The organism is Rossellomorea vietnamensis NBRC 101237 (assembly GCF_001591825.1).
Taxonomy (GTDB): Bacteria; Bacillota; Bacilli; order Bacillales; family Bacillaceae_B; genus Rossellomorea; species Rossellomorea vietnamensis.
Genome location: NZ_BCVQ01000004.1, coordinates 128511 through 149641 on the forward strand (window position 1 = coordinate 128511; position 21131 = coordinate 149641).

Annotated in this window: 20 protein-coding genes; 7 read left to right on the forward strand and 13 right to left on the reverse strand. The window is 41.7% G+C overall.

What is annotated here, in order from left to right:
• Positions 1-135 precede the first annotated feature (135 nt).
• The 5 genes from BVI01S_RS03755 to BVI01S_RS03775 all read right to left on the reverse strand — a co-directional run bounded on the left by BVI01S_RS03755 (position 136) and on the right by BVI01S_RS03775 (position 5982).
• A complete protein-coding gene (locus BVI01S_RS03755) occupies positions 136-1005 on the reverse strand; it encodes a cation diffusion facilitator family transporter (RefSeq protein ID WP_061809319.1) in 870 nt (289 codons plus the stop codon).
• A gap of 380 nt (positions 1006-1385) precedes the next feature.
• On the reverse strand, positions 1386-1937 hold the full coding sequence (locus BVI01S_RS03760) for an Hsp70 family protein (RefSeq protein WP_061809280.1): 552 nt from the start codon (positions 1935-1937) through the stop codon (positions 1386-1388).
• A 357-nt stretch (positions 1938-2294) separates the two neighbouring features.
• Entirely contained in the window at positions 2295-3977 is a 1683-nt protein-coding gene (locus BVI01S_RS03765; RefSeq protein WP_061809281.1) for an acyl-CoA dehydrogenase family protein, read from the reverse strand.
• Positions 3974-5494 carry a class I adenylate-forming enzyme family protein gene (locus tag BVI01S_RS03770; RefSeq protein WP_061809282.1) on the reverse strand — a complete coding sequence of 507 codons (1521 nt, stop codon included), beginning with the start codon at positions 5492-5494 and terminating at the stop codon, positions 3974-3976. The genes BVI01S_RS03765 and BVI01S_RS03770 overlap by 4 nt, the downstream gene beginning before the upstream one ends.
• Positions 5491-5982: a MerR family transcriptional regulator gene (locus tag BVI01S_RS03775; RefSeq protein WP_369690874.1), complete on the reverse strand. Its 492-nt coding sequence runs from the start codon at positions 5980-5982 to the stop codon at positions 5491-5493. The genes BVI01S_RS03770 and BVI01S_RS03775 overlap by 4 nt, the downstream gene beginning before the upstream one ends.
• A gap of 83 nt (positions 5983-6065) precedes the next feature.
• Between BVI01S_RS03775 and cypC the strand changes: the two genes are divergently transcribed.
• Positions 6066-7313, forward strand: coding sequence for a CYP152 family fatty-acid peroxygenase CypC (cypC, locus tag BVI01S_RS03780; protein ID WP_034759440.1), 1248 nt, complete (start codon positions 6066-6068; stop codon positions 7311-7313).
• An 85-nt stretch (positions 7314-7398) separates the two neighbouring features.
• On the opposite strand, the gene BVI01S_RS03785 is transcribed toward cypC, so the two are convergent.
• Positions 7399-7947, reverse strand: a complete 549-nt coding sequence (locus BVI01S_RS03785) for a 2'-5' RNA ligase family protein (RefSeq protein WP_034759442.1) — start codon at positions 7945-7947, stop codon at positions 7399-7401.
• Positions 7948-8186: 239 nt separating this feature from the next.
• Between BVI01S_RS03785 and guaC the strand changes: the two genes are divergently transcribed.
• Positions 8187-9170: a GMP reductase gene (guaC, locus tag BVI01S_RS03790; protein ID WP_034759445.1), complete on the forward strand. Its 984-nt coding sequence runs from the start codon at positions 8187-8189 to the stop codon at positions 9168-9170.
• 52 nt (positions 9171-9222) lie between these two features.
• On the opposite strand, the gene BVI01S_RS03795 is transcribed toward guaC, so the two are convergent.
• Positions 9223-9804: an STM3941 family protein gene (locus BVI01S_RS03795; RefSeq protein ID WP_061809283.1), complete on the reverse strand. Its 582-nt coding sequence runs from the start codon at positions 9802-9804 to the stop codon at positions 9223-9225.
• A gap of 184 nt (positions 9805-9988) precedes the next feature.
• Here BVI01S_RS03795 and BVI01S_RS03800 point away from each other — a divergent pair, with 184 nt between their 5' ends.
• Complete coding sequence (locus BVI01S_RS03800) at positions 9989-10315, forward strand: hypothetical protein (protein WP_034759449.1); 327 nt, start codon at positions 9989-9991, stop codon at positions 10313-10315.
• Positions 10316-10468: 153 nt separating this feature from the next.
• Positions 10469-10669: a twin-arginine translocase TatA/TatE family subunit gene (locus BVI01S_RS03805; RefSeq protein WP_034759452.1), complete on the forward strand. Its 201-nt coding sequence runs from the start codon at positions 10469-10471 to the stop codon at positions 10667-10669.
• Positions 10670-10756: 87 nt separating this feature from the next.
• Here the strand turns inward: BVI01S_RS03805 and BVI01S_RS03810 are convergent, their stop codons facing one another.
• Positions 10757-11557, reverse strand: a complete 801-nt coding sequence (locus tag BVI01S_RS03810) for a class I SAM-dependent methyltransferase (protein ID WP_061809321.1) — start codon at positions 11555-11557, stop codon at positions 10757-10759.
• A gap of 175 nt (positions 11558-11732) precedes the next feature.
• A complete protein-coding gene (locus tag BVI01S_RS03815) occupies positions 11733-14810 on the reverse strand; it encodes a GNAT family N-acetyltransferase (protein WP_061809284.1) in 3078 nt (1025 codons plus the stop codon).
• 268 nt (positions 14811-15078) lie between these two features.
• Here BVI01S_RS03815 and BVI01S_RS03820 point away from each other — a divergent pair, with 268 nt between their 5' ends.
• Positions 15079-15411: a DUF3889 domain-containing protein gene (locus BVI01S_RS03820; RefSeq protein WP_061809322.1), complete on the forward strand. Its 333-nt coding sequence runs from the start codon at positions 15079-15081 to the stop codon at positions 15409-15411.
• Between the two features lie 76 nt (positions 15412-15487).
• Here BVI01S_RS03820 and BVI01S_RS03825 read toward each other — a convergent pair whose 3' ends face one another.
• Positions 15488-16033: a helix-turn-helix domain-containing protein gene (locus BVI01S_RS03825; protein WP_034759457.1), complete on the reverse strand. Its 546-nt coding sequence runs from the start codon at positions 16031-16033 to the stop codon at positions 15488-15490.
• A gap of 300 nt (positions 16034-16333) precedes the next feature.
• Between BVI01S_RS03825 and BVI01S_RS03830 the strand changes: the two genes are divergently transcribed.
• Positions 16334-17158, forward strand: a complete 825-nt coding sequence (locus BVI01S_RS03830) for an STAS domain-containing protein (protein ID WP_061809285.1) — start codon at positions 16334-16336, stop codon at positions 17156-17158.
• Between the two features lie 163 nt (positions 17159-17321).
• Positions 17322-18323, forward strand: coding sequence for a DUF3231 family protein (locus tag BVI01S_RS03835; RefSeq protein ID WP_061809286.1), 1002 nt, complete (start codon positions 17322-17324; stop codon positions 18321-18323).
• 67 nt (positions 18324-18390) lie between these two features.
• Here BVI01S_RS03835 and BVI01S_RS03840 read toward each other — a convergent pair whose 3' ends face one another.
• From BVI01S_RS03840 to BVI01S_RS03850, 3 genes are read right to left on the reverse strand one after another with little or no spacing between them, the layout of a single operon-like run.
• Positions 18391-19179, reverse strand: coding sequence for a serine hydrolase (locus tag BVI01S_RS03840; protein ID WP_082804658.1), 789 nt, complete (start codon positions 19177-19179; stop codon positions 18391-18393).
• Between the two features lie 17 nt (positions 19180-19196).
• Positions 19197-20201 carry an ABC transporter ATP-binding protein gene (locus tag BVI01S_RS03845; protein ID WP_034759470.1) on the reverse strand — a complete coding sequence of 335 codons (1005 nt, stop codon included), beginning with the start codon at positions 20199-20201 and terminating at the stop codon, positions 19197-19199.
• Entirely contained in the window at positions 20198-21121 is a 924-nt protein-coding gene (locus BVI01S_RS03850; protein WP_034759472.1) for a C40 family peptidase, read from the reverse strand. The genes BVI01S_RS03845 and BVI01S_RS03850 overlap by 4 nt, the downstream gene beginning before the upstream one ends.
• Positions 21122-21131 lie beyond the last annotated feature (10 nt).

Consider the following 21131-nt stretch of genomic DNA (forward strand, 5'->3'; position numbering starts at 1 on the left):
GTATTTCTTTCCGTCTCTTATTCTTTTATCTTACCATTATCATCCAACATATTCATGCTAAGTTTTGAAAAAAGGGTTGAAATGGATTTGAACCTAAAAAAGACCCTAAGCAGGGCCTTTCGAAGTGAAGCGCTTTTAATTCGGCTCCACATGAACGTGCACATCATACACCTCATGCTTATTCATCAATTCTTCTTCTACCTCGCTTGAAATATCATGTGCCTGTTTTATATCGAGGGTGGACCTCACCAGAATCACTACATCCACGACAGTATTGTTTCCATAATTTCTTGCGCGAATATCTTTTACACCTTTAACCCCGGGGAGATCGAGGACGGTCTTTTCGTACGATTCTATAAGCTCTTCATCGAATCCGTCCGTTAAGTAATGGGAAGCTTCTATAAAAATGCCCCATGCGGTTTTACAGATGAGAAGGCCGACAATGACTGCCGTGAGGGGATCCAACCAAGGCAGATAAAATTGAGCACCAAGGATACCGATCACCGTGCCGATGCTTACCCATGCATCTGAGAGATTATCTTTTGCTGCAGCCATAAGGGATTGACTATTAATTTTCTGTGCTAATTTTTTGTTGTATCTATAGACAAGGTACATGACGATTGCAGCCCCAATACCAGTCCATGCGGAAATTAGATCCGGTGCCTGGGTTTTTCCGTCAAATACAGATTGAATCGCATTATATAGCACCTGTATCCCCACTACCATCATGATAAAGGATGCCAGTAAAGAGGCTACACTTTCCGCTTTCCAATGCCCATAAGGATGATCTTGATCGGCTGGCTTCCTTGAATACCTTAGGCCGATAAGTACCGCAACGGAAGCCACGATATCCGTGGCATTGTTCAAGCCGTCTGCACGTAATGCCTCCGAACCTGCTGATGTTCCAATGAGGAATTTAATAATTGATAACAGTATATAAGCGATAATGCTTATCAGTGCACCACGCTCACCCAGTTTTAACTGATCATATTTTTCTTCGTTCACAATCATATTCCCCCACATTTGATATGTACCTGAATATCATAGCAACCCCTTCCCATGTGGGTCTATAGCAACCTTCTTTAGTGAAGCTATCTTAATATGAAGAGGTGAACAATGTTTCCGGTAGCAAACTTTTATGAAGGCATAAAAAATAGGAATGCGAATGCAGTCCTAAAATAGATATATATACTATAACGATTTTTGACTCATTTAGCCCGTGAAGAAAGGCAGCCTGAATCAAATGCATTTGATTCAGGCTGCCTTTCTTCACGAGCTACTTTTCAGCTTTGCTGAAAAGCGGGCGAAACTTTAGTTTCGCCCGAATGAGTCAAAAATCTGAGTCTACTCTAGTCAAAAGTCTAATCTATATTTTTTCTGTGCTATTAATCTACAATATCAGCTGAAAAACTAGGTTTCGTCAATCCAGCTTCTTCATAAACAGCAGCCATTTTTTCTTCAAATAATGCAAATTGTTCATCAGATTCTGTGTATTCTGCGTTTGCTTCGTCTGAAAGATTTGCAGCTCTGGTTTCATATGATTTTGCAAGATCGTCCAATGCGCCTTGAATTTCGTCTTTCTTTGAATCCAGTGCAGCAGGTACTTCCAGCCCCTGAACGTCTTCAGCTACGGTTTTAGCAGATGTTTCAGCTTCGGTTTTAAGTTTGGCAATCTCTTCTGCACTTGGTTTATCCTCTTCTTTAGCTTTTGCCGATTCAAACGTGTAAATAGCTGAATCATTGGCATTCACTGTGTTGATGATTTCTTTTTGAAAGTCTAATAGAGCTGATTTCATTTCCATCTCGTCCGATTTTGCACTTTCTTCAGTTGCTTCAGTGTTTGTCTCTTTTTCCTCTGTACTACCTTCATCACTACTGCATGCAGCAATAAATAAACTCATAGATAGCAAGAAAAAGGGTAACATCAATTTTTTCATCTGTAATTCCTCCCCATTCATTCGTTCCTACAATTACATATATTACCTTATCACTAAATATTTGTAAACAAATGGATATCATTTAGTATTAATTGTAATTTTTTATGATATAGACATGCTGATTTCCGTACTTTGACGTTAGCCATTAACACGTGGGGCTTCTGTTGCTTAAATGTGTATGAAATTCAGTGATTTGGAAACGATGAATAATGACTTTTGCAAAAGGAGGTGCCTTATTTGGTGACGAAAGAATGTCCTTGTGACCGCTGTACGTGTAAAACGAAAAAAGAATGTGATTGTCCCTGCTGCTGTGAAAAATAAAAAAAATCCCTGGACGTTGCCCGGGATTTTTTTTATTTAAACCCTTACTTTTCCCCCGACTATTTCGTCGAAGTATTGAACGGATTTCATTTCTTCATCCATCCATTCTGTTGTTTTCCATGTGTGTTCGATAAAAACCTCTGCAATCATACGTTTTCTTTTTCCGCCAAACGTATAGGCATCTTTAAGTGCCACTACACTTTCGAAAATATGGACCATCAGTTCTGCTATCCTCTTCGCATGATAGGTCTGTGTATCATGATTGGACGTGGTTACAAGTGTCAATAGTTGTTCCAGCTTTATGATCCCTTCTGTCACGGGAATCGTTAACAAGATGAATTCTTCTGGAACAAGGGATAGCTCTTTTTTCATTTTGGCTAAAAAGTATTCATGAGCCCGGTGTTTATTCATTAATCTCAGAACTTCGAGTCCTAGAATATTGGCTGTACCTTCCCATACCGTCAATACCTGGGCATCCCTGAGTAAACGCGGAAGGACGAAATCTTCAATGTACCCATTTCCACCATGAAGTTCGATTGCTTCATGAGAAAAGTGAATCGCCTGCTCCGCTGATTCTTTCTTCAGAATGGCAATCAGCAAACGAAGTAGAACAGATTCTTCCTCTGTTGCAGGAATGTCATCGGAGACGACTCGATCATACAAGTGAACGAGATGGAACACGGCACTGGTTTCCACTTCCTGTTTAGAGGCAAGACGGGTCAAGGATTCTTTTATCATCGGAAAGTGAGCCAGAGGCTGTCCGAACGCTTCACGCTGGAATGCGTAATTTCTTGCTTCAAGATAGGCTCTTCTCATAATGCCGATCGATGCAATGGCATTGCAAATCCGGGATAAATTGAGTGCTTCCATCATATAGTAGATGCCTCTATCCGGTTCTCCAACCAGATAGGCTTTTGCACCTTTGAACTCCACCTCCGCTGAAGGCACTGCCCGGACACCCAACTTATCCTTCAGCCTTCGAATGTGGATTCCATTAAGGGAGCCATCATCGTTTCTCCACGGGACTGCAAATAAGCTAAGTCCCTTTGTTCCTTTACCGGATCCCTCTATCCGAGCGAGGACCATTGTCACTCCACACATCCCTGAATTGGAGGCAAAATATTTTTCTCCCCATAGCTGATAGGATTCACCATCTTGAATGGCCTTTGTTTCATTTGCGCCGACATCAGACCCTCCCTGTCTCTCAGTTAAAAAAGTCGCCCCCTCATATAATTCAACTTCTCCCGTTGAAAGGACATGTGGAAGGAACCTGGCTTTCACGTCAGGAGATGCATACCTCTCAAGAAGGAGGGCCGTTGCCATGGAAAGGGTGACCGGGCAATAGAAACCGGGCTCGGTTTGAGACAAAAGATATCCCTGGGCATAAGAATACATATAATTTCCTTTCGTCCCAAGCCCGGGTATTTCTTTATGGATATACCCGACAATTCCTTTATTGTATGTTTGTTCAACTGTTTTCTTATATCCTTCATTCACCCAGACTTCAGAAATCTCTTCTCCGAATCTGTTGTATTTTATAAGCTTAGGCTGACCCTCACGATCCGTATGGACGGCCCGTTCATCAATTTCACCTGCACAAAGCTCGCCGAAAGTGTTCAGCTCATGATGGGCCCACGTAAAAAAATCTGTATCCAGATAGCTCTCAAGGATTTCTTTTAAATGAGGATCTTCATGATAAAAATTTTCCAGTTTTCTCATAGATTCACCTCCTGAATCATATCCCGTAAAGGCTGTTTCAGTATTTTGCCTGTTGCATTACGCGGGAGTGCATGCAAGGATTCATAGAGTTTTGGAGTTTTATAACTTGCCAGTTTACCCTTCAGGAATTCATTACATACCGTGGAAAGTTCATTCGACGATAGCGAACTGACGACATACGCTTTAACAGTTTCCCCCCACTCAGGATGGGGGACTCCAACGACTGCCACCTCAGAAATATCCGGATGCTCCACAAGCAGTTCTTCAATTTCTTTAGGATAAACGTTTACCCCACCGGAAATGATCATATCCTTCTTGCGGTCAACCACCCATATATATCCTTGTTCATCCACTCTGGCGAGATCTCCCGTTTTCAACCATCCATTGATAAAGGCTTCTTCCGTCTTCTCCGGATCTTTATAGTATCCTTTCATATTACCTTCTCCATATAGGAGAATTTCTCCCACCTCATTCGTGTCCACTGGCTCCCCCTCTTCGTTAACAATCACAATTTCTGTTCCGAGGGCCCCTCTCTTCCCGATACTCCCTCCTTTTTGGTGGTGTTCATCTGCTCCTAACAGGGTTCCGCTGGGTCCAGCTTCTGTCAGACCGTAAACACAATGGAGGAGGTCCGTCCCTAACCTTTCTTTTATATATGCAATTTCTGCACCGGAGACAGGTGCTCCACCATAGACCCAATATTTCATTGAAGTAAGATTATACGTTTGGATGTCAGGCAGTTTGGAAGTGAATAAGTAGGCGACTGGCGCGCCGAAAAAGTGTGTGATCTGTTCTTGCTCTACCAACTTAAGTAGATTCTCAGGAGTAAAGGTCGGTGATAATATATGGGTGGTTCCTACATAAGTACCTGCTATCAGGAATAGATGTAGTGGTGCAGAATGACTGAGAGGCATCATGTGGAGGATCCTGCTCTCCGGTTTCATCTCAAATTCCACACACATCATGATGGAAACCGTTAGAATATTTCGGTAAGTGAAGAGGACGCCTTTTGGTTGACCTGTCGTCCCGGAAGTATAAAGGATGGTAGCATCATCCTCTTCACTCATTGTGCACTCGATTTCTTCTTTACTCCCTTCATTCAACATATCCTCAAATGACTTCCAAGATCCTCGTGTCTTCCCTGTCTTAATACATAATAGATGACCGGGTTCAATGCTTTCTACCGTTTCCCAAACCCGCTCGTGTGCAAGGATGGCACGGGCATCGCTGTGATGGACTATGAATGATAGTTCATCAGGTGAAAGCTTTGCATTAACAGGGACTATGATCGCCCCCAACCGTAGGACTGCGAAGTAGCTGATGACAAACTCCGCTGAGTTCGGCATGAATAGCATCACTTTATCCCCAACACCTATCCCCCGCATTTTCAAGCTATTCGCCAACTGATTGACTTTTTCATTCAACTCCCTGTAAGTCATCTCTTCGCCCTCTGTGACAACCGCTTTCCGTGTTGGATATTTCCTGGAATTTCGAGATAATAATTCTGAGATATTCATTCTCGGTTCTCCCCTGACTCGTTTAATTTTTTAAGGAAGTCATCCCTTAATTCTTCCATTTCAGTTCTCATCGTTTCTAGTTCTTGAATGAAAGAGGTTATCTCCTCTATTTTCATGTTCCCATATTCGACTGTGCGTTCCAATTGCTTCCTTCCACTTCGATCTTGATCAAACAGGTGAATCATTTCCTTGATTTGCTCTAAAGTAAAACCGAAGCGCTTTCCACGGAATATTAATGTAAGTCTGGTGACATCACTCTTGGAGTATAGTCTCCTCCCTGAATCACTCCTTTCAGGCTTTAATAAACGAAGTTCCTCATAATATCTGATAGTGCGTGTCGTTACGTTGAACTCCTTTGCTAATTGGGAAATGGTATAAGGCATCATCATCAACCCTTTATTTGAAAATTTTGATACTTTCATTTTATCATTGACGTTGACGTAAAGTTCAACCGATTTTTTAAAAATAACTACTTTTCGGTCTCCCAAAAAATGAACAGCTTAGGCGTTTATTTTCATAGGAAAAGTGGGAAAGTACAAAATAATCAAATAGAAGGGGATGTGAATACATAATGCCAGTTCAGGTACCGAAAGATAAAGGAATTGACCGTACATTGTCGATCTTTATGGACGGCTATGAGTTTATTCAAAAACGTACTCAGAAGCATCATCTAGATGTGTATGAAACAAAAGTTCTTGGTAAGAAGGTCGCTCTTCTAAGCGGTGAAGCAGGTGTGAAACTGTTCTATGATAATGAAAAGATGAAGAGGAATGGAGCGATGCCTCCTCACATACTGAACACACTCTTCGGGAAAGGCGGGGTCCAGACGTTAGATGGAAAGTCTCATGAACACCGTAAACGTTTGTTTATGTCATTGATGACACCTGAAGGACTCGATGAATTGCACAAATTGACGACTAGACAGTGGGATGCATATACACGTAAGTGGGAGAAAAAGAATAAAGTCAACCTTTTCGAGGAATCCCTGGAGTTACTTACAAAGGTTGGATGTGAATGGGCTGGTATACCAATCGAAGAGAAAGCTGTACCAAAACGCTCCAAAGATTTAAACAGATTAATTGAAGGAGCATCAAAAATCGGCCCACAGTATCTTGCAAGTCTCCGGGCAAGGAATCGGTTGGAAAAATGGATGGAAAGCGTCATTCACAGGGTGCGTCTAGGGCAGCAAGAAACCAGGAAAGGGTCTGCCCTCTACGAAATGGCTTTCCACCAAGACCTGAACGGGGACCTTCTTGATAAACAGGTGGCAGCAGTCGAATTAATAAATGTCATTCGGCCTCTTGTAGCCATATCACGTTATCTGGTGTTTGGCGCTGTTGCACTTGAGGAAAATCCGGAGTGGAAAGAAAAGATTCATTCTCATGACGAACTCCTCCGATGTTTCGTTCAGGAAGTGCGTCGCTACTACCCCTTCTTCCCTTTTCTGGCTGCCCTGACAACCAAGGATTTCGAATGGCAGCAATATCATTTTAAACAAGGTCAAATGGTGATGCTTGATTTGTATGGTACGAATCATGATCCCCGGATCTGGGAGAACCCTGATCATTTCGATCCCGGGCGGTTCAAGGATTACAAGGGCAGTATCTATGAACTGGTCCCACAAGGCGGTGGAGATTATGATACCGGTCATCGTTGTCCAGGTGAATGGCCGACCATAGAAGTCATGAAAGCGAGCTTCTCCTTCATGAGTAAGCATCTTACCTATCAGCTGCCGAAACAGGATATGAGCTACAGTCTCCGGGTAATCCCAACGCTTCCGAAAAGTGGCTTCGTGATGAAGAAGGTATGCAATAAATAACTTTGTTGAGTTGGCGTTCTGTAATATCAAACAGCGAGAGGCGGGATGGTAACCCGCCTCTCGCTGTTTGATAGAAATATTTCACTCACCTAAATGATTTAGTATAAATGATCGGTGCATTCATACAATCCTCTAAATCATCCAATAATTCAATAAGGGCTACACCAATTATCTCCGCTTCAATCGTGTCTCCCCTTCCTAAACAGTGCTCGAATCCCTCGGCTAATTTTTCAGGGGAAAGTTTATTGGCTAAAGTACAGTGTGGAATCCAATTGCCAGGAAGGTAAAGTGGATTGGCCTTTCGTTTAAAAGAATGAAAATAATCGTAATGAGACGAGTGAAACTCCAGAAGCTCCCTCGTAACGGTCGGGGAAAGAAAAAGAGTGCCGAAGTTCAAAAAAGATCCTACTGTATTAAATGTGATGCGGAAGGGTGCGGTATGTTCATAAAAGGTTCCTAAAGAATCTATGTATGCCTCTTTGTCTAATTCAGTGTAACTGCCTAATGTAATATGAGGACGGGCATCATTGATTTCTTCTTCATAATAAGAGATGTCTTTAACCGCTAGTTCTTTCCAAATCCCTTTTATCAGCTCTTCTGTTTGATCATCGAATAGAGCGATGACCCAATACATAGGCAAACCACCTTTCTAAACATACGGAATGTAACATATCCGGTATGTCTATACTCTAACACAGTCTCCCTCAAGATATATCAAATGTAAACGCTTAAAAATTAACTACATGAATCGTTTGTATTCATCCAAAAATTAAATAAAATCTTTGACATCGGTAAGAAAATGATGTAAATTACCTTATGGACGAACAATTATAAAATAAACAAACTTTAATATTCGTGTTTAGGGGTGTAATGATGGAAAATGTATTTGATTATGAAGATATTCAATTAATTCCTGCAAAATGTGTGGTTAACAGCCGTTCTGAATGTGATACGAGTGTAACACTGGGTGGACATACGTTTAAACTGCCAGTAGTACCAGCCAATATGCAAACCATTATTGATGAAAAAATCGCTGTCTATTTAGCTGAAAATAATTATTTCTATATTATGCATCGTTTTAATCCTGAAGAGCGTGTGTCATTCATTAAAGATATGAAGTCACGTGGATTGATCTCTTCTATTTCAGTAGGTGTAAAAGAAGAAGAATACGTTTTTGTCGAGCAGCTTGCTGAAGAAAAGCTTGTCCCTGAATTCATTACAATCGATATTGCACACGGCCATTCCAATGCCGTTATCAATATGATTCAACATATTAAAAAGCATGTACCTGAAAGCTTTGTGATTGCCGGGAATGTTGGTACACCAGAAGCCGTAAGAGAATTAGAACATGCCGGGGCCGATGCTACCAAGGTTGGAATCGGACCGGGTAAGGTTTGTATTACAAAGATCAAAACAGGCTTTGGTACAGGTGGATGGCAGCTGGCTGCACTGAGATGGTGCGCTAAAGCGGCTACTAAACCTATCATCGCGGATGGAGGCATCCGTACCCATGGTGATGTTGCAAAATCAATCCGCTTTGGTGCCACTATGGTGATGATCGGATCCCTTTTTGCCGGCCATGAAGAATCTCCTGGAGAAACGATTGAAAAAGACGGTAAACTATTCAAAGAATACTTTGGATCTGCATCCGAATTTCAAAAAGGTGAAAAGAAAAACGTTGAAGGAAAGAAAATGTATGTTGAACATAAAGGTTCATTAGAACACACCCTGATTGAAATGGAACAAGATCTTCAATCCTCCATTTCCTATGCCGGGGGAACAAAACTTGAATCCATCCGTACTGTAGATTACGTCGTGGTTAAGAATTCGATCTTTAATGGGGATAAAGTATATTAATCTTTTTTAAAGGTGAAAGGTGGGCAATGTTTGCTCACCTTTTTTGGTTATATCACAATGAATTCGAAGGAGAAACAGTCTTTCCTGCAGTGACCACATTCGCATGAGGAATTCGACCATTCAATTCCTGGAGTAATTTTTGTGGCCTTTTTAAATTTCCTATTACAATATTGTATTGTGGATACCCCATTTTCACATTCATCCTGGACATGCGTTTTAGCTTATCAGGCATCTTGTCGCGGTATTCCTCTTCATCGAACAGAACGAGCCCAATAAAAGAATTCCGGTAAATTTCGTAAGGAACATAGCTTTCAATATCCTCCCATCGAATGTGAACGGGTTCATCAGGCAACACATATAAAACCAAATGCTCCATAGTCATGCTTACATGAGGTACATCATTAGAGAGCTTCTTAAAGATCTGAATCAAACAAAAGAGAAAAAACACTCCCCCTAACGCAACAATCCCCCCTATCATATAGTTCGTATCAATAAAGAAAAACTCATACGTTAAATACAAACATACTAGAACAAACAACACACATCCAACCGCAATCAAACTCAACTTCTTCTTAGATTCATAAAAATCAACAACCTTCTCCTCCATGACCAGTCCCCTTCCATAAATATACATATCCAATCTCCTATACCCGAAAATACTATATTTAAACCTAACATTTGAGGGACGGACCTCTAAAGGATTGAAGGCGGGCTCTTTCCTTCCTTGTTCCAGAGGTCCGTCCCTCTGAATTTTTATAGACACCAAAAAAATTATGGCTATAATTAAGTGTAATATGATCTTGGGAGGTGAAGGAACAATGGCGAGACTTATGTTAATGGTGCTTTTGTGTATGGCATTTATGACCAATCCGATTCAACAACAGTCACATCAATCCATATTAGCAAGCTTTGATGATGAGCCTGCCATTTCGGATCACCTGTTTCTAGCAGATGAAGCCATGATTCTCGACACGACCCCTTCTCTCGTCCATAAACAAGATGATATTCCTCTTAATAAAATGACCAATCCCCCTGACTCGGACTTCGGCATGAAGGCTTTCGAACAACGTCCATCTTGCTTTGAATTTCTTCCCGATTCGTTGGGTTTTCTAGAAGTGGTCAGGTCCCATTCAAATTACCTCTGAACCTTACATTCCTTTTTCATCATTGTTAATAAGCTTGTTTCTTACAGAAAAGAGATTATTTGTCCTGCATTTTACTAATATTAATTGAAGATATTCGACTGGAGATAGATGAATGTTAAATTATACGACTTTAAATAAAGCGAGGAATATACGATGAATCTGGGATTCGGTGAAATAGCGATTATACTGTTTGTTGCGCTTTTATTCTTTGGACCAAGCAAACTGCCAGAGCTGGGAAAAGCCGCCGGTGCTACCCTCAAAGAATTCAAAAAGGCAGTAAGTGGAATAATGGAAGACGAAGAACAACAAAATCAGCCGCCTTCAAATCAGGAAGACAAGAACAATCATATGTAACCATTACAAGGGACGGACCTCTAGGAGTGATGATTCTTTCGTCATTATTATTCTCTAAGAGGTCCGTCCCTCTTTTATTCCTTTCCGCTATTTTTTCTCTGCAATGATTGTGAATAAACCAGGTATGTTATCTTCGATTCCTATAGGTGATTTGGCTGGGAACGCCCATCTTATTCCGGCTTCCTCTTCTAATTGAGTAATGGTAAAGCCGGTAGTGCCGACTGCTGTGATGATATCACCAAGTGTCCACCTGCGAATTCTATTCTTAGCTGATGGGTGCAGTGGATCGGTCTTCAATAGTTTCCGGAATGCAACATCCACTTCCTTTTCACCACTATCAAAATAATCGCCTGCTGCCACCATTTTTGAACCTTCAAGCGTCAATAGCTTAGTAAGCATCGGATGGAAATCCCTCAAGATGAGAGTTCCGCCTTTCTTAAGCATGTTAATGACGATCGTAAAAACAGGCACTAAATCCACAAAGTAGTGTAGAACGCCAACTTTCAAAATGACAAAATCATAATCTGCTTTTTTCTCTTCAGAGGGGATTTCTGCTAAATCAGAAACGATATAACGAATATCGACACCAGCGGCTTCTGCCAATTCCATGGCGTACTTGCTATTTTCTGTCGAAATATCCACCACAGTAACCTCTGCGCCCAATAAAGCAAATGACACTGCTTTATTACCCTTTGATCCTAATAGATTGGCAATTCTTTTCCCTCTGATATCTCCCATATGGTTTAGATATTTCATTACTTTCTGTTTTGGATTTTTCATAAGTGTAAGAGCATAATCCTTTGGCGATCCATGACGATTTACCCACGCCTGATAAGCACCATCATTCCATCCTGCCCTATTGATCCTACTAAGCTCACTTTGTCTCAAAATGCCGTCCCCTCCAGAAAATCTTTTAAAGGGACGGACCTCCCATAACTCTCCACTTTTCCTCCTCGATCCTTGTACAATCAGGTTATCCATGGGAAAAGCACCCTTTTTGGAGGTCCGTCCCTCCCCTCTAAAAAACACGAACCTGCCTGAGTGCAGGCAAGTTCGTGCTGAATTAAGTGAATTTGATGTTTTGTAATGTTTTAATGCTTTGGGTATCCTTCAGTTCTCCGTAGAAGAGGATACTTGGATCTGCCTTTATGATTTTCCCGGTGGGAGCAGACCACTCTTTAGTGGATGCTACTAAAAGCGCGTCTTGGTTAATATACGCTTCTGACATCTTTCTATTAGCTGGATGAACAAGCGTTATCATCTCTTCCCGTTCGTCAGATCCCAATACAACAAACGGTGTATCCCTTAAGACGAATTCTTCCGCTCCTCCATAGTATTTATGGAAGATTCCTTCTGAAGGAAGAGTAATGTAACTGGTTTGTAACGTTTTTCCCAACTTGAAGAAAGCATCCAGATCGAGTAATTCTTTCTCAATCGTTTGCCCTGAATGTTGATGAATTTCTGCATAAACGGTAAGCACCGGTACTTCCGGCAGCGTCAAGGCGTATTGGCGAAGAATGACGCCTTTCATTTTCTCATGCTGCTTAAACTCTGTAGTTAAACAGAGGCCTGACCAACGATGACCGTTATGATCCACCTTCGTCACTGATTCAATCGTTGTCTTCTCTTTCAGCATGGAATATGCACTGATATTCCGGAAGGAGTAAGCAATCCCACCGCCCCATGGGTTCCACCAGGCACGGGGTCCCGGGGTAGGGTATTGATGATCGAGTGCTTCCCTTCCATTCATCCTTAATGAATAAATTCCAGGATAGTAATCCGATGAGGCCTTAAACGACACCACCCCATTATCAACAGACCAAATATCATCATGTTGACCGATCTTCACAGCGCTTTTTCCTTTAACAAATTGCAAGGAATCCACCCTCGCCGTTTGACTGTTAGAGGAAAAATCTCCGGAGATCCATTTTACTCCAGGGGAATTATGTTCAACTTCCACAGTCACTTGAGTGAGAGCATCATCTTTCAATACTTCCTTCACAAGCGTACCACCCTCGTACCCAACAGTTAAAGTGCCCTGAATATAAGGGGTCATCATGGAATTAAATGAATAATCCTCTATGGCACCGATAGTAGAAACAACATCTCCATTTGCTTTTCCGAAAGTATAAAGTGGGATTTCCTTCCGCTCGGTTTCATCCCCTACAATGAATTCACGCCATTTCGACCAGTGTTTTGAAGTGTTGATCCCTACCTGGATCGGACCTAAACATAGCTCCTCATGGGCAGGAATCAAATCCATATCATATTCCAAACCCATTCGCCAATCATCTTTTCTGGCAATGGCATTCTCAGGCCAGGATAAACCGATTGTATCCCCTATGGATGCTTCGAGAAACATCCATCGCTCTGAAATAGCTTTATCATCTATATACTCGACGAATGGAACCAGGGACTCATTACACTTCAAGACCCCTTCATTCTGAGGCACTGACAGGCCTTCCAGACTTGTGAACACCGGCTGAATCAAAGAAAGATTCTTCTTTTCCTGATCCCCTGTATTGACCACCTCATGCTTGACTTCCACTAATCCCTCACCATATATCTTGAAATATGAATTCAGTAGTACGGCAGGAAAGGCTTCTGAAATGAGTGATGTTTTCACAACCAATGCCTCAGGTAACTCGATGAATTCAATGGAAGAGGCTTCTTTTTTTGAAAACTCTTCGCTATATGGTTTACCCAATTTGGGAGTGAAAAAGGAAATGGGATCCCTGGTGAAAGAAGTGGAGCCGATTTTCACCATATGATTTCTTTTTTCGATCTCAACATAGTGCGGTCCATTATATCCAAACCAGTGCTCGTCTGTTTCCCCGCCGAATTTCGCCCCGAACCCGGGAAATGCAAATTTCAAGGTAGTCTTAAAGGTAGAGAGGTGTCCGTTTTCCCGCTTGACCTCTACGACTATTTCTTCGGATAAAAACCCATTTTTCAACAGTTGGACAGGTATTGGAATCGAAGCTCTCGCCTTGGCGTGGATCTCCTCGTTCACCTTAGGCTCTTCCCAGGAAATCACTTTATTCTCAGGCAATTTGACTGTCCAAGTGGTATCTTCGCCCACCTGACTTTCAAGGTCGAGATAAACGATTCCCTTACTGTGGGGTCTCCAATTCTTTTTAACAGATCTTACGTTCACTTTGCCTGCCTGCTTAGGGTATACCCCCATTTTCAGCGAAAGGGCTTGATTATTTATTTTGATTTCCGCCCCAATCGTGGGGTGGGTTTTCCATGGACCTGGCTCACTTTGAGGCATAGAAACCTTTGCTGTATAATCCCTGATCCATTTGTTTTCGACCTGAAATGTATCTTCGAAAACATGTTCAGCTATCGATGAGGAAACACCTTTTATTGAAACTTCAATCGGTTCCTTGCTGCGATTTTCAACATGATAGTTTACATAATGGTCTTCATTTTCCAGAAGTTTGAATTCCGGTACGTTCATTTGAACTAAATAATCCTGTGTTTCAATTAAACGAATGCCCCTTCCCGTTCGTTCAAATTGAATGCGGACGAACTCTCCATCTGCCTCCCACTTGTATTCATAATACGTGTGTTCATTAACCTTCAAAGCATCCGGTTTGACTTCAATTAAACGCTGACTGGTTTGATACCAATCATGTTTCTCGAAAAAAGGCTTCAAAAGATCGAGTTGGAGCACCATTGGGATGAAATTCATTAAATGAACGGTATCATCACGGTCTTCCCAGAAAAATCCGCATTTCTTATAAAGTGGAACAGCTTTTGTATTTCCAGGCCAGGTAAACAAGTCCAGTCGTGGCCATTGTAATTCAACCGTCTTCTCAATCGCTTTTAAGACAAGCTGTTTACCTATCTTTAACCCCTGATACTTAGGATGGACATTCAGTAATGGAATGTATAATGCACCGACATCTTCACGATATTCAGAAAGACCACAGTATCCTGCAACCTCGTCACCTACCATGGCTAAAAATAGATGAAGATTGGTGGAACTCTCTTCCTTGTCCTTCACATCCTGTTCTGTTGTAACGGTGGAATCCCCGCCCCAGTTTTCACGACTTTCATTCCACATTTTGGCGATTCCTTTTGCTAATCCTTCATGATATTCTACGATTTTCACTTGCTGAAGCGTTGTCTTCATAATATCCTCCCAGGCTATGTTTTAATTGAAAGAACCTCATAATCATTGATATTTTGACTTGCATCGACGATTGAAATCATCGTCATCGCCTCCTTTCAATGTGTTGGAAAGATTTTCTTCCCACATCCACAGTGTAAGATTTTATGCGTATTAAGTAAAGAATATTCTAACTAAAAAAATAATTCATTTGTCTTCAAATCATAAAAGGGGAATAATTTCTGACAGACAAGACAACCTACAAGATAAAAAGAGGGTAATTCTTTTGAAAATGATCAGGTTAGTTTCTATTGTTCTTTGTTTAATGGTTATGCCGAACCTGTCACTCGGAGACGGTACTCATATTCTTCATGCTCAGCAGGAAATTCCGTCTTATGCAAAATGGGGAAGTCTGGCTGTGCGAAAAACGAAAGAAAGGTATCCTAATGCTGAGATCGTGGATTACCTTCACATTGGAAAAGAATATGGAACGAAGATTTCAACCGAAAAGTTCAAGCTATGGTTAAGGCAGAATGGTAAAGAATTCGGAGTGTTTATTGATATTCAGTTTGAAACGGAAACCGAGAAATTTCTGAATATTAAATATAGGGAAACGGAACGGTAGTTTTTTTCAAAAAAAAAGAGATCGACGGATTCTTCATCCTTCGATCTCTTTTTGCCACACTCACCACTCATATCAATTAAATCTCTTCATTAGCTCTGTTCTTATGTATTTCGGTTGAAGCAGTGGCAACTCCAATAATGGCACCATCCTCGTTTAGAAGGGGGTGAGCATAAACATTGTAGGAAATCTCACCAGATGGCAACGGAAGGGTAATGACTCGACTGATGGGCATTTTTTCAATCAATACTTCTTCCTTCAGTTTCATCAGGGCACGATTCCCCTCATTATCATCCAGCTCCATATCTGTTTTTCCGATATGATCTTCGGGAATAAGATCAGGAGTATTAAATATCCATGTGTACCGTAATTGTGTATCACAATGAGCCAGTATAACAGGGGCATTTTGTAAGGCGATGGAGAATGGATTCTCCTCCAGGTTAAAACTTGAAGCATGAAAATCCAGCACTTGACCCAACTTGATCGTTACTTCAGGACTGGGTTTCCGGATTCCATTTTCAATTTGGGCATAATAGGATCTTTCAATAAAGGCTTTTGCTGCTACTTCCTGTTGGGTCATCTTTTTCCTTTTTCTTAACTTAGTAAGCCAAGTTCTTTTATTCAACCCTCAATCCCCCTTCTGAACCATAAAGACAGAATAACAAATGAATACTGCATGTTAGAAAGTGTCTAAACAGACACTTTTTTGAGTGCGAATCTTCTGTATAATAAATAGGTAGGAACATATCATGCTTCATTCCTTCACCTCTTCAATGAAACACCTTACTTCCTCAAATAGTAACATTGCTTTTGTACTCTTTAATAAAAATCATAACATAGAATCCAACGTTACCTCTATCTTTTTTCCAAATATATTTACATAATTAGACAACCATAAAGTTGATAAATAGTAGGAGGTTATCATATGTCGATGAAGGCCGTTCAGGACGAAGATAAATATCTTGATTTCATTAATCGTATCGTCGAGTCAAAATCAGTGCTGATACAGGAGAGAGCGAATATAGACCCTTCCTATTCGAATATTGTAGAAGTATCTCTTAGAAAGTGGAGAGGCGATTCCATCGAGGTGCTGGCTGATTCATTGCGAATGGCTAAGCATCCAGGAAACATTGAAAAGTGGGCTTGTTCTTCTGTTACGCTATTCAAGCAGCTGGACGTTTCTCTTGAAGTCGCGATAAACGATCTGCATTACTTTCGTAAAATGATCGGAGAAGTGATTAAAGCAGAGGCGATTGATCAAGAGCTGTCGATTGAAAAGTTCTACGATTTACTTTCTCACTTTCATACTGGGGTGGACCGGGCCATTTTTCGAATCACGATCGCTTATTCTCATCCCCTTTCGGACTCGATCAGTGCTGAGCTGTCCATCCCCATCGTCAAGGTGACCAATTCGATTGCCATTCTGCCACTTATTGGAGACATTGATGCCTCACGATCGAAAGATTTAATGGAAAGGGCCCTCACAAAAGGGTCTGCAATGGGTTTACACTATCTAATTATTGATCTATCGGGTGTTACGGTTGTTGACACGATGGTGGCAGACCAATTATTTAAAGTGGTGGCAGCTCTTAAATTAGCCGGAATTCAGGCAGTTTTGACAGGGATTCGACCAGAAATTGCTCAAACCATGGTTAATCTGGGAATTGTCATCACGCATATCCCAACATTCGCCAGTCTCCATACAGCCCTCATACAGTTACAAAAAAGCAAGAGCATCCATAAGAGTTAGGATGCTCTTGCTTTTTTTCATGCTCCATCACAGCTCAAACTACGACTTCGCTATCTAATATATTAGAGAATAATTTTTTAGTTCAAGAGGAAAAATGAGGATATGAAATTTCCGGGCACCATGATGAACTCGGAATGAAATGAATGAAAAAAGGATGGTGTGTATGACTGATAATAAAGCGTTATGTTCAAGTGAGCTGGCTACTTTGTGGATGACATATCAACAAAAGACAATGACTCAGCGCATACTTGAGTATTTCATAGAGAAGGCGGACGATGAGGAAGCAAAACATATCCTGGTTGATACACATACAAATGTGAAAGAATACATCGGAAGGCTCACCTCTTTGTTCGAAGAGGAGGGCTGTGTGATTCCCGCCGGCTTCAACGAAGAGGATGTAAATCCCGGGGTTCCTAAACTATTTGATCACCACTTCGATATCGTGTTTCTTAGGCAGCTTAAAGCCATTAGTATGGGTTTACATACGTTACACGTCAATATGTCATACCGAAAAGATCTTATCCTATTATACAAAGAGTTGACCGGCTTCACTCAATCTGTTTATGAAAAGTGCATGGACTACTTACGCCAAAAGGATGTTCTACCTGGGTCTCCTGCTGTGACACTCCCAAAATCGATCGAATTTGCTCAAAGTCCTAATTATATGGCTGGTTTCAACATCTTTTCGGATAAAAGGGTGTTGAATACGGTTGAAGTTGCCTACCTTTATTTTGGGATAGAATCAAATACTTTGGGAATGCAGATGATGACGGGCTTTGCCCAGGTGGCAAATGAATCGGAAGTGAAGAAATACTTTATTAAAGGAAAAGAATTATCAAAGAAAATCGTAAGCGACTATTCTAAAGTGCTGATGGAAAGTGATGTCCAAGCCCCTTCTACTTCCGGAGCGAGAGCAACCGATTCAACGGTTGCGCCTTTTTCAGATAAGCTCATGATGTATTGCACCTCCCTTTTTACTAATTTCGGTTTGGGAAGCAATGCCCTTGGGACTGCTTTCAGCTTACGCAGCGATCTTCCAATCAAACTGGCTTCGACTGCAAAGGACATTTTAGCTTATGGGCATGACGGAGGTAAAATAATGGCTAAGAACGGTTGGATGGAACAGCCTCCAAGTATGGAAGATCGAAATAAGCTATTTAAATAGTTTGTATTTTTTTCCATAAGACAGACAAAAGCAGATGTGCCATCATTCATATGGCTCACCTGCTTTTTTAGCTGTTATCTTTGATTAAAAAGTCGTAAATCAATTTCCCGATCTGAGCAATCGTGTCTTTCCCTGATTCGGTCTCTCCTAGTCCATCGATAAGTACCGCTATATAAGCCGTTTTCTCCCGGTACTTGATGATGGCGCAATCATGCTCAACCCCGGGCAATTCTCCTGTCTTGTTTCCGATATATACTGCTTCCCTGTCCATCCTCGATGGGAGTTTGGTATCAAATTGTTGCTGCCCTAAAATATGCAGCATTTTCCCCCTGCTCGTCTGACAGTATTCCTTACCAATGTCCAATACTTTCAAACAGGTAATGATATCGAGTGCCGAGGTATAGTTATTCACCCCCTGCTCCAAAGCTTCGAAATCCATCATTTTCCTAAGAAACCTGGTATGCTTTAATTTTAATGAATGGCAAAGCTCTTGTATGGCATTCGAACCAAGCCGATCGATTAGAAAATTTGTGGCAGTATTATCGGAAACGATGATCATAAGCGTAACAAGGTCCTCTATAGTTAGGGTAAGTTGATCTGAAAGTGACACAAGAACTCCAGCTCCGCCAACTCTCCCCTCTTTAGGAATCGTAACCATATCACTAAGGAAAATGTCCCCTTCCTGTGCTTGACGGAAAGCTTCGAGTAAAATGGGGATCTTAATTAAACTGGCAGCTGAATAAGAGCGGTCCCCATCAATGTGGAAGGAGTGGTATGGAAGCTCAACGGCCACACTCACACTTCCTATACTGCGAACCATTATTTCCCTTATTTTATATTCCAGTATATTCTTCATTTATTTTCTTCATTCCCTTACTTAGTGACTGCCACTTCGTCATGGTTTCTTGTGATTTCCTTGTCGTAAAGGTGACAAGCTACAAAATGCCTTTCCTCTACTTCCTGCCATTTAGGTTTATGGGTGGCACACGCTTCCATGGCTGCCGGGCAGCGGGTTCTGAACACACAGCCAGTCGGGGGATTGATCGGACTTGGGATTTCTCCCTGTATGATCATCCTTTCACGTGAATCCTCCACATCCGGATCGGGAATCGGGATCGCGGAAAGCAATGCCTGAGTATAGGGGTGTAAAGGTTTCTTATATAACTCTTTACTTTCGGTAAGTTCAACGATATGGCCTAGATACATCACACCGATACGGTTACTGATATGTTTGACCATCGAAAGGTCATGTGCAATAAAGAGAAAGGTCAAGCCCTTTTCTTTTTGCAGTTTCGTTAGTAAGTTTACAATTTGTGCCTGTACAGAAACATCAAGGGCAGAAATCGGCTCGTCTGCAATAATGAAATCTGGATCAAGGGCAAGTGCCCTTGCGATGCCAATACGTTGACGCTGGCCCCCACTAAATTCATGAGGATAACGATTGGCATGATCACGATTAAGCCCTACGTCCTCCAGAAGTTGATAAATGCGTTCCATCTGCTTTCTTTTATCCTTGAATAAGTTGTGTGCCTCCATAGGTTCAGCTATGATTTCCCTTACGGTTGAGCGGGGGTTCAGAGATGCATATGGATCTTGGAAGATCATCTGCATATTCCGATAAAATGATTGTTTCTCCTTATCCGAAAGTCTGTGTACGTTTTTACCGTTATATAAGACCTCTCCTTCTGTCCGGTCGTATAAGCCGATAATGGTGCGACCGGTCGTGGACTTTCCACAACCTGATTCCCCCACTAATCCGAAGGTTTCTCCCTTATATATATCAAATGAAATACCGTCCACGGCTTTTAATGTCTTTCCCTTTTCCAGGTGGAAGTATTTCTTCAATTCTTTCACTTCGAGTAACGCATGATTTGTCATGGGGATTCCTCCGTTTCTTCCCAGTAGCGTCTGGCTGCGCACAACTCTTTTTCATAATACGTTCCATTAAACGATAGAATCTCTATTGTTTTCCCGGTGTTTGGGGAGTGGATCATCTTACCTTCACCATAATAGATGGCAACGTGATGTATGCTGCCTTTTCCTTCCTCGTATGCGAAGAACAAGAGGTCACCAGGCAATAAGCGATCGAGCGGCACCTCTCTCCCCTCCTTTGCCTGGTCATGTGCATCCCGGGGAATCAAGTACCCCTGTGTTTTGCACATCGTGTAGCTGAATCCAGAGCAATCAAACCCGTAGCTTGACATCCCGCCCCATAAATAAGGAAGATCAAGGAATAATTCTCCTGATGAAACGATATCCTGGCCGCTTCCCCTTCGATCATTCACTTTGGATTTAGATACCATGATATCTGTCTGCCTCAAGAACCTTGTACCCAAAGGAGTCTCCACTTCTATTATTTCATCATGCTCTTTCACAATCGGTAAAATGGTTTGAAAGCTGAGTTCTAATTCGGCTTCATTCTCTTTATTGATCAAGTCCGTGAATTTACTTATGACAATGGCATATGTGTCCGCTTGGGATGACTCTCCCGGTATTAGCTGAACACTCGGGATCCAGCCGGGGTACCCGCGTCCGTCCTTTGAAGATGATTGATCCGGTATGAGGACATGGGACCAACCGTTACTCTCTTCCAACACGAATACTTCCTGACCGAATAATGCTTGAGATTGTATGCGGTTCTCATCACAAAGTGCTAAGCGCGTATCATACGTTAAAGAGTCCAACCAATCTGTAATTTGAGCAGGATTGGTTATGGCCGGTGAATCCAAGTCACGTGCAGAATCACGATTTGTCCAAAGAGTTGCTACAGGTACTGCAATTTGCGCCTTAGTCGTCATTTGATTTCCC

What these genes read in the sequence shown, in the direction of transcription:
- BVI01S_RS03765 (WP_061809281.1), bottom strand. Translation starts at nt 3,977, where the DNA reads ATGAGAAAACTGGAAAATTTTTATCATGAAGATCCTCATTTAAAAGAA.
- cypC (WP_034759440.1), top strand. Translation starts at nt 6,066, where the DNA reads ATGCCAGTTCAGGTACCGAAAGATAAAGGAATTGACCGTACATTGTCG.
- BVI01S_RS03835 (WP_061809286.1), top strand. Translation starts at nt 17,322, where the DNA reads ATGACTGATAATAAAGCGTTATGTTCAAGTGAGCTGGCTACTTTGTGG.
- BVI01S_RS03845 (WP_034759470.1), bottom strand. Translation starts at nt 20,201, where the DNA reads ATGACAAATCATGCGTTACTCGAAGTGAAAGAATTGAAGAAATACTTC.
- BVI01S_RS03795 (WP_061809283.1), bottom strand. Translation starts at nt 9,804, where the DNA reads ATGTATATTTATGGAAGGGGACTGGTCATGGAGGAGAAGGTTGTTGAT.
- guaC (WP_034759445.1), top strand. Translation starts at nt 8,187, where the DNA reads ATGGAAAATGTATTTGATTATGAAGATATTCAATTAATTCCTGCAAAA.
- BVI01S_RS03830 (WP_061809285.1), top strand. Translation starts at nt 16,334, where the DNA reads ATGTCGATGAAGGCCGTTCAGGACGAAGATAAATATCTTGATTTCATT.
- BVI01S_RS03760 (WP_061809280.1), bottom strand. Translation starts at nt 1,937, where the DNA reads ATGAAAAAATTGATGTTACCCTTTTTCTTGCTATCTATGAGTTTATTT.
- BVI01S_RS03805 (WP_034759452.1), top strand. Translation starts at nt 10,469, where the DNA reads ATGAATCTGGGATTCGGTGAAATAGCGATTATACTGTTTGTTGCGCTT.
- BVI01S_RS03850 (WP_034759472.1), bottom strand. Translation starts at nt 21,121, where the DNA reads ATGACGACTAAGGCGCAAATTGCAGTACCTGTAGCAACTCTTTGGACA.
- BVI01S_RS03785 (WP_034759442.1), bottom strand. Translation starts at nt 7,947, where the DNA reads ATGTATTGGGTCATCGCTCTATTCGATGATCAAACAGAAGAGCTGATA.
- BVI01S_RS03820 (WP_061809322.1), top strand. Translation starts at nt 15,079, where the DNA reads ATGATCAGGTTAGTTTCTATTGTTCTTTGTTTAATGGTTATGCCGAAC.
- BVI01S_RS03770 (WP_061809282.1), bottom strand. Translation starts at nt 5,494, where the DNA reads ATGAATATCTCAGAATTATTATCTCGAAATTCCAGGAAATATCCAACA.
- BVI01S_RS03800 (WP_034759449.1), top strand. Translation starts at nt 9,989, where the DNA reads ATGGCGAGACTTATGTTAATGGTGCTTTTGTGTATGGCATTTATGACC.
- BVI01S_RS03840 (WP_082804658.1), bottom strand. Translation starts at nt 19,179, where the DNA reads ATGAAGAATATACTGGAATATAAAATAAGGGAAATAATGGTTCGCAGT.
- BVI01S_RS03815 (WP_061809284.1), bottom strand. Translation starts at nt 14,810, where the DNA reads ATGAAGACAACGCTTCAGCAAGTGAAAATCGTAGAATATCATGAAGGA.